The sequence below is a fragment of the Psychrobacter sp. 4Dc genome, from assembly GCF_002836715.1.
GTDB lineage: Bacteria > Pseudomonadota > Gammaproteobacteria > Pseudomonadales > Moraxellaceae > Psychrobacter.
In genome coordinates this window covers 23253-31444 of record NZ_PJAT01000096.1, presented here as the reverse complement: position 1 = coordinate 31444, position 8192 = coordinate 23253, and the positions used below count along the sequence as shown (strand labels likewise).

The following is an 8192-nucleotide window of genomic DNA, read 5'->3' as shown; positions in this document are numbered from 1 at the left end:
AAAATTTATAGTGAGTTTTTATCCGTTTATTAATTTTTTTATCACAGTTTTAAGTTTTTCACCTCTTAATAATTTATAAATTTGGACAAATTCTTTTTATTAAGCAGCATATAGCAAGCAGCGCTTATCCTATATTTCCTATACTTTAGCCTATTCCAGCGCTTTTCTATTTACATACTAAAGAACTCGAAAGTCATCCTTAAGTAAGTCATGAGTTCAACACTTATAAAAACAGATTCACGGTCATAGTAAATCCTGCTTATAGCACTACTCTATAACAGCTACTCTTAATAATACTTTTGTTAAAAGTAGCTCTGATAAATCAATTCAAGTTTTACTTAAAATATATTAGTTGATATTTGTTTACTAATTTTCTACTATCTACAAGGTATTGGTTAGTATTTGGCAATACAAAAAATAGATGGCAAACATCATTAGTAGGATTTATAAATTATTGAGGAATGATTATGAAAAGGATAGCGTTATTTATCGGTATGATATCAGTTGCAACGGCAGGTTTTTGCGGGGTTGGTCAGTTCTCAGATGAGACCACTTGCTATGTTTATAAACAAGATAAACTACAAAAAAAGCTAAACTGTCAGTATGAGGGCGCTGAGGGTGCAGCGATGAGTTATAGTTTTAGACAGGTCTCCTATAACCTGCCAGGATTTGGCAAAATGGCAACCTCTACCAGTGCAAACTATAATGACCGTAATGAAGTGACTGGATGGACGACGACCGTCAATGACGAGCCCGCGATCATCAGATATCGTCTGCCAACCAATCAGCGTATCGTCAGTGATGCCTATGCGCAGTCTGGTAAAGCAGTTATGCAATGTTATCTTAGTACAAAATCGCAGTGGGAGATTTGTGCTAAATAGAACAAAGTATTCTCAAAATTTATTGTTTTAAACTGTAATAAAGCTGAGCGTTTTGCTTGGCTTTTATTACCGCCCGCTAAAACTGAAGCATCAACCTTAGCACTCTCTTCTATGAAATTTTTTCACCGTTTTTCTATATACTCAACGTCTTCACCACTGTCAAAGCCACTGATAAAATCAACCTCCCTGTTAGACAGCCATTGAATTACAACCCTGCATCGGTAAGAATGATGCTACCTATTTATAAAACCTGCTCAATAACCCCGTTTATTAAAGAGTCAAATACATGAAACTGCGCATCTTAAAGTCTGCGGTGACCAATCCGTGGTTTAATCTTGCCACCGAGGATTGGATATTTAATACGCTCAATCCCGACTCGCACACGCTTTTCTTATGGCGCAACTCTGAGACCGTGGTTATTGGACGTTCACAAAATCCATGGGTAGAGTGCAAAACCGATAAGATGGAAGCAGACGATGTATTTTTAGCACGGCGTCAGAGCGGCGGCGGCGCCGTGTTTCACGATTTGGGTAATACCAATTTTACTTTTTTATCGCCCAGTGATGCTTACGATCAAGAAGCAAACTTCACCGTCATCATCAATGCGCTTCAGAAACTCGGTATAGATGCCACGCTGTCTGGTCGCAACGATATGCAGGTCGGCGACCGCAAAATATCGGGCAGCGCATTTAGACATGCCGCAGATCGCAGCTTTCATCATGGCACATTGCTGGTCAATGCCAATATGCAAAAGCTTGGCGACTATCTGAACCCGCATCCGCTAAAGCTGAAAGCAAAAGGCATCAAATCTGTGCGTGCTCGCGTGGCAAACTTGGTAGATTTTAATGAGACTATCAATCACGAAACCTTGTCTGATGCGATTATCGAAGCGTTCTGTGAATATCATGGAGAGACTGCACAGGTTGAGCAATTAGATGAGGCCAGCCTTGCTAAGCAGCCCACGCTAAACGCTTACTATCAGCAGATGGCAGACTGGGATTGGCGCTTTGGTAAAACGCCTGAGTTTACTCATCATATCGAGACACGCTTTGATTGGGGTATGATGGATGTGCATATGGATGTGAAGCAGGCAATGATTACCGAAGTTGTCATCTTCTCTGATGCGCTAAATGTTGAGCTTATCGACCTGCTTAAGAATACATTGACTGGCGTTAAATATAATAAGCCTGAGATTAAAAATAAACTCGATGACCTAGCAAAAGCGCAACCTGAATTGGCAGCACAGATGGATGATTTTGAGCAGTGGTTAGTTGGCGAGATGGAAGGTTAGATTTTGCGACGTCAGATTTAATATAACAAGTATTGCAGAGTGCGCCGCTTACACTGCTTGATAAAAAATTACTGACACAAATGCGCTGTATATAGTTAATGGTATTGATATCACACGTACGCCATCTTAGATTTTGTATATTAATGATGCATAAAAAGCACCCTGCCATTACTCCATTTTTTATGAATAATCAATATTAAGGTATTTTCATGAAGTACTTACATGCAATGATTAGAACCAACAAACTAGAAGAAACGTTATTTTTCTATTGTGACCTTATGGGCTTACAACTGCTAAGAAAGAGAGACTCTGAATCAGGCAGATTCAGCTTATATTTTTTAGCAACGCATGAGGGTGCGCCAGAGATTGAGGTGACACACAACTGGGATGAAAAAGAGTATACCAATGGCGATAATTTTGGGCACTTTGCCTTTAGAGTCGACAACATATACGCACAGTGCGACACCTTTATACAGGCAGGGGTCAAGATATTAAGACCGCCTAGAGACGGCCATATGGCTTTTATTAAAGACCCTAATAATATCTCAATTGAGCTGCTACAAAGTGGCGAAGACCTAGAGCCTATTGAGCCTTGGATTTCGATGGAGAATATTGGCAGTTGGTAGATGAATGAGGCTGGCTAGTTGGGCTAGGATGGATGGACTGATTCGTTTTTTGTAGAAAGTGATGATGACACATATATCACAGTGGTAGCTTTCTTAAAATACAATCAAGCTCTAAAAAATGAGGGTAATATGAAAAAGTTATGCATCACTACAATCGGTATTTTAGGCACTTGCCTACTCTCCATTTATGCAAATGCAGCAAGTTTTGACTGCAACAAAGCTGCTAGCTGGGTAGAAAAAACTGTCTGTGATAGTCCTGAGCTTTCTAAGCTTGATGACGCAATGGCGAAGAAATATAAAATCAATCTTGGCGCTGCTCCTGACTATGAAGACAGCAAAGCTTTTAAAGATAGGTTCATTGCTAATCAACGCACATGGCTTACGTTTCAGCGTAATACCTGTAAAAGTGAAGAATGTCTGATACGTGAATATAAAGAATATATCGAAGAGCAAAGCAGTTACGGTGTGGCTTGGAATTTTTCAGATGAGTTAAGTCCTTCTGATTTACCGAGAAAAAGTGCCTTTGGTAAGTTTTCTCAAACCTCTCAAATCTCAATATACAATTCAGGTACTCAACGCTGGGAGGATACAGGAGAGGCGAAAAACACGGTATCGATTCATAGTGTCGCTAATAAACCTTACCTTTCTATTATCGAGGGCGTTTTGATTTTTACCAATGCTCATACTTGTGATTTAGGAGAGAGTAAGGCCGTATGGTCACAGAATCATTGGGTCATCAACGATGATCAGCCAAATAAAACTGTTGAGCTGCGTTTATATCCAGCAACTTATAAAGGCCAAACTCAATTATTATTAAGAGATATGGATGATCAATATAGAAGACTGCATTGTGGTATGCGAGGATATTTTGACGGTATTATATTAGAGCGTGAATAAGTGAACAAAATCACTCTATTCTCTCAAAATAAACATAAGCTGAACTGAATATCCAATTTAATAAGTCAAACTTTCATTCTAAATAAAAAAAGGACGGCAAGAGATATCCCCTCGCCGTCCATTATTTAACATTCATGCTAAAGAGTTTAGATCTGAGCGGCGACTTCAGCACCATCACGAATTGCGCGTTTAGCATCTAGTTCAGCTGCTAGCTTAGCACCGCCAATTAGGTGATATTGCGCGTCTGGCGCATCGCCAACATTTGGCATCAGCTCAACGACTGACTCTTGACCGGCACAGACAACGACGCTATCGACACGTAATAACTGGCTTTGACCTTGTGGGTTAATTACCCAGATACCTTCGTTGGTGATTTTTTCATATTGCACACCAGCGACTTGGATGACACCATACGATTTGATATGTGCACGATGTACCCAGCCTGAAGTTTTGTTCAGACCACTACCCAGACGGCCTTTACTACGCTGCATGAGATAAACTTGGCGAATTGGTTTAATCACTGCTGGTCTGACCAGACCACCATCACTTTGATAGTCGGTATCGTTGGTCACGCCCCACTCTTCGCGCCACTCATTGATAGACTGTGGCTCAGGGCGATAGCTTGGATCTTTTAGTCCCTCAGGGCCGATCTCATCCAGTGACTTACCATGATTGGCTGTCAGATATTCACTTACATCAAAGCCAATACCACCAGCACCGATGACCGCTACGGTATTGCCCACTGCTTTTTCGCCAGACAGCAGCTCAGCATAGCTCATGACTTGTGGCAACTCAGCACCTTCGAGCTTACCTTCTAGACTTCTCGGTACGACCCCCGTTGCCACGATGACATGATGGAACTTGGCTTTTTCAAGCATGTCTTTATCGACTTTGGTGTTCAGTTTAATCTCAACACCCAGGTGCTCAAGCTCATTAATATAGTAGCGAATAGTCTCAAAGAACTCTTCTTTACCAGGGATGACTTTGGCGTAGTTAAACTGTCCGCCAAGCACGTCTTTTGCTTCAAACAGAGTTACGTCATGACCACGTAAGGCTGCCACATGAGCGGCTGACATACCAGCAACACCGCCACCGATGACGGCGACTTTTTTCGGTTTTTTGGTTTTCTTATAGACCAGTTCAGTCTCATAGCACGCCTGCGGATTGACGAGACAAGTCGAGCGTTTATTTTCAAAGGTATGGTCGAGGCACGCTTGGTTACAGGCGATACAGGTATTGATGCGATCTGTCTGACCGTTTTTGGCTTTATTGACCCAGTGTGCATCCGCTAAGAATGGGCGTGCCATTTGAATCATATCGGCCTGACCCGCAGCGATGATTTCTTCTGCTGTGTCTGGCATATTGATACGGTTGGCCGCCATCATCGGGATGCTAATGTGCTTTTTGATTTCAGCAGTGAAATCAACGAAAGCGGCTCGTGGTACGCTAGTGACGATAGTCGGGACACGCGCTTCATGCCAGCCGATACCCGTGTTCATGATGGTCACGCCCGCTTCTTCTAGCGCTTTGGCCACGGTAATGACTTCATCCATGACGTTACCGTCTTTGACCAAGTCAATCACCGATAAACGGAATAGAATAATAAAGTCTTCGCCAGTCGCCTCACGTACCGCTTTGACCACGTCGACAGCGAACTTCATACGACCATGAATATCACCACCATAAATGTCTTTACGCTTATTCACATGGCTTGATAAAAACTGGTTGAGCAGATAACCCTCAGAACCCATGATTTCGACACCATCATAGCCTGCTTGCTTGGCAAGTTTGGCTGAACGAGCATAGTCTTTTACCGTTTGCTCGATGTTTTTGATGCTCATCTTACGCGGTTTAAACGGTGAGATTGGTGACTTGATGGGGCTAGAGGATACGGCAAAAGGATGATAGCCATAGCGGCCACTGTGCAATATTTGCATGATGATTTTGCTGTCGTGCTTATGCACAGCACGGGTTACGCGCTGGTGATTGATAACGTCAGCTTTGGTATTCATCGTTCCGCCAGCAGGCAACAACCAGCCTTCGCGATTGGGCGAGATACCGCCAGTGATCATCATTGCCACGCCGCCCTTGGCACGTTCTGCAAAATACGCCGCCAGCTTGCCATAATTATAAAAACGGTCTTCAAGCCCAGTATGCATTGAGCCCATAACCATACGGTTTTTTAGCGTAGTAAAGCCCAAATCTAGCGGCTCAAATAAATGCGGATAGTGTTCATTGGTGCTAGCGGTTTGGATCGTATTGGCACTATGGCTGGCAGACATATCATTTTCCTTATGAATAGTTTATGAGGCTACTTTTTAAAAACGGCTTTTTAGAATTAGTGGAGCTAAGGGGTTTAGCATCATCGATATCGTAACACACCGCTATTATTGTCAGCTATGCAGACAAGCGACTGATGAGTGAGCACTATATTAATTGCTATAACGAGCGGGACGGTGTATCAGGCGGTACTGTGGCATATGGTTAAGCAAACACCACAAAACCCAGCCAACTTTTGAGGTAGATTATATACCGTTAGCTTAATATCATTGAGAGATTAGACTAAGATATAAATCGATAAATATCGACTTATACCTATAGTTTCTATGCTAGATTACTGTACTAAATAATATACTGACGTTAATGTACTGACGCATTATAGAAATACGATAAAGGACTATCATCATGACAGATTTCCATACAGGCCTTGGCAAAAATGCCGCCAACCATCAACCACTTACCCCTATTGATTTTATCATTCGCAGCGCTCAAGTTTATCCTAATAAGACTGCCATCATTTATGACGACCTAGAACACAACAACCTTACTCAGACGTGGCAACAGACCTATACTCGCTGTCGTCAACTGGCTGACGGCCTGCGCAAATTAGGTATCGATAAAAACGACACCGTAGCCGTAATGCTGCCGAACACGCCTGCGATGGTCGAATGCGCCTTTGGTGTCCCGATGTCAGGCGGTGTCCTCTGTACTTTGAACACCCGACTCGATATCAATGCGCTTACCTTTTGTTTGCAGCATTCCGAAGCGAAGGTTTTAATTTTAGATAGCGAATTTGCTGAGCATGCTGAGATTATCGATGAGACTTTTCCAGACTTAATCGTCATTCACTCAACGGACAAGGCTGTCGATGTCGAGCGCTTTGGGCACATGAGCTATGAAGCATTAGTAGCCAGTTCAGACAGCTTGGATAATTGGGAGATGCCGAAAGATGAATGGGATGCCATTGCGCTGAACTATACCTCTGGGACGACAGGCAAGCCCAAAGGCGTGGTTTATCATCATCGCGGCGCAACTCTCAATGCTATCTCTAATATTTTAGATTGGGACATGCCCAAACACCCGATGTATCTGTGGACGCTGCCGCTGTTTCACTGCAACGGTTGGTGCTTTCCGTGGACCATCGCCGAGCGTGCTGGGGTCAATGTATGCTTGCGAAAAATTGATGCTGATTTGATATTGAAGCTGATTGCCAAGTATCAAGTTAGCCACTACTGCTCTGCGCCAGTCGTGCACAATATGATTGCTGGCGGCAAACCTGAGTATAAAGACGCTATCACCCATACGGTCAAAGGCTGGGTCGCTGGTGCACCGCCGTCTGAAACCATGCTGGCCGCGATGGAAGCAATGGGTTTTCATATCTCGCACGTCTACGGTCTCACTGAAGTATATGGGCCAGTGACGGTTTGTGCGGAGCAGGAAGAATGGAATGAGCTTGATGTGGCCACCCGTGCCCAAAAAAAATCACGCCAAGGTATGACTTCTCACTTGATGGCAGGGTTTGAAGTATTTAAGCAAGGTACTACCGAGCCAGTCGCCGCTGATGGCGAAGAGATGGGCGAGCTGGCGCTACGTGGCAATATGGTGATGAAAGGCTATCTAAAAAGCCGCAAGGCTACCGAAGAAGCATTCACTGATGGCTGGTTCCGCACGGGTGATCTGGGTGTTAAATACCCTGATGGCTATATCAAAATCATGGACAGACTGAAAGATATCATCATCTCAGGCGGTGAGAATATCTCTAGTATCGAGATAGAAAACGTCTTGTATAAACTACCTGCTATTGAAAGCTGTGCTGTCGTCGCCGCGCCACATGATAAATGGGGCGAAGTACCTGTCGCCTTTATCGAGATTCACGCCGGTAGCACGCTGCAACGTGATACGGTGATGGAGCATTGTAGTCAGCACCTAGCAGGTTTTAAAGTGCCAAAATACATAGTCTTTGCAGAAATACCGAAGACCAGTACCGGTAAAGTACAAAAATTTGAGCTACGCCAAGCGGCAAAATCATTGGCACACGAAACGCCAAAAGTAACTGCCAGTGCGAAATAAAACGGCAATCTATTAAGTCATATCATCAATTAACATCCATCAAAAAGGTCAGCTACATATAACTGACCTTTTTTGAGCGCTCGCCTATAGTCAAAGAAGGCTAAAACGGATACAAGGGCAGCCGACTGCAGATTGTACAAATAGTAC

Annotated in this window: 6 protein-coding genes; 5 read left to right on the top strand and 1 reads right to left on the bottom strand. The window is 43.3% G+C overall.

From position 1 onward, the window contains the following. Positions 1-467: 467 nt before the first annotated feature. The 4 genes from CXF61_RS07665 to CXF61_RS07650 all read left to right on the top strand — a co-directional run bounded on the left by CXF61_RS07665 (position 468) and on the right by CXF61_RS07650 (position 3695). Positions 468-881, top strand: coding sequence for a hypothetical protein (locus tag CXF61_RS07665; RefSeq protein WP_165597771.1), 414 nt, complete (start codon positions 468-470; stop codon positions 879-881). A 286-nt stretch (positions 882-1167) separates the two neighbouring features. Then, positions 1168-2172: a lipoate--protein ligase gene (locus CXF61_RS07660; RefSeq protein ID WP_134292327.1), complete on the top strand. Its 1005-nt coding sequence runs from the start codon at positions 1168-1170 to the stop codon at positions 2170-2172. Positions 2173-2381: 209 nt separating this feature from the next. Continuing rightward, a complete protein-coding gene (locus CXF61_RS07655; RefSeq protein ID WP_193834201.1) occupies positions 2382-2798 on the top strand; it encodes a VOC family protein in 417 nt (138 codons plus the stop codon). A gap of 129 nt (positions 2799-2927) precedes the next feature. Further along, complete coding sequence (locus tag CXF61_RS07650; RefSeq protein ID WP_165597770.1) at positions 2928-3695, top strand: lysozyme inhibitor LprI family protein; 768 nt, start codon at positions 2928-2930, stop codon at positions 3693-3695. Between the two features lie 146 nt (positions 3696-3841). Here CXF61_RS07650 and CXF61_RS07645 read toward each other — a convergent pair whose 3' ends face one another. Further along, positions 3842-5977, bottom strand: coding sequence for an NADPH-dependent 2,4-dienoyl-CoA reductase (locus CXF61_RS07645; RefSeq protein WP_165597769.1), 2136 nt, complete (start codon positions 5975-5977; stop codon positions 3842-3844). A 403-nt stretch (positions 5978-6380) separates the two neighbouring features. Here CXF61_RS07645 and CXF61_RS07640 point away from each other — a divergent pair, with 403 nt between their 5' ends. Next, positions 6381-8045 (top strand): AMP-binding protein, encoded by a 1665-nt coding sequence (locus CXF61_RS07640; RefSeq protein WP_101205133.1) that lies wholly within the window; start codon positions 6381-6383, stop codon positions 8043-8045. The last annotated feature ends 147 nt before the right edge of the window (positions 8046-8192 follow it).

Excerpts from the sequence above, each read along its gene's own strand:
- CXF61_RS07655 (WP_193834201.1), top strand. The coding sequence starts at position 2,382 with ATGAAGTACTTACATGCAATGATTAGAACCAACAAACTAGAAGAAACG.
- CXF61_RS07645 (WP_165597769.1), bottom strand. The coding sequence starts at position 5,977 with ATGTCTGCCAGCCATAGTGCCAATACGATCCAAACCGCTAGCACCAAT.
- CXF61_RS07665 (WP_165597771.1), top strand. The coding sequence starts at position 468 with ATGAAAAGGATAGCGTTATTTATCGGTATGATATCAGTTGCAACGGCA.
- CXF61_RS07650 (WP_165597770.1), top strand. The coding sequence starts at position 2,928 with ATGAAAAAGTTATGCATCACTACAATCGGTATTTTAGGCACTTGCCTA.
- CXF61_RS07660 (WP_134292327.1), top strand. The coding sequence starts at position 1,168 with ATGAAACTGCGCATCTTAAAGTCTGCGGTGACCAATCCGTGGTTTAAT.
- CXF61_RS07640 (WP_101205133.1), top strand. The coding sequence starts at position 6,381 with ATGACAGATTTCCATACAGGCCTTGGCAAAAATGCCGCCAACCATCAA.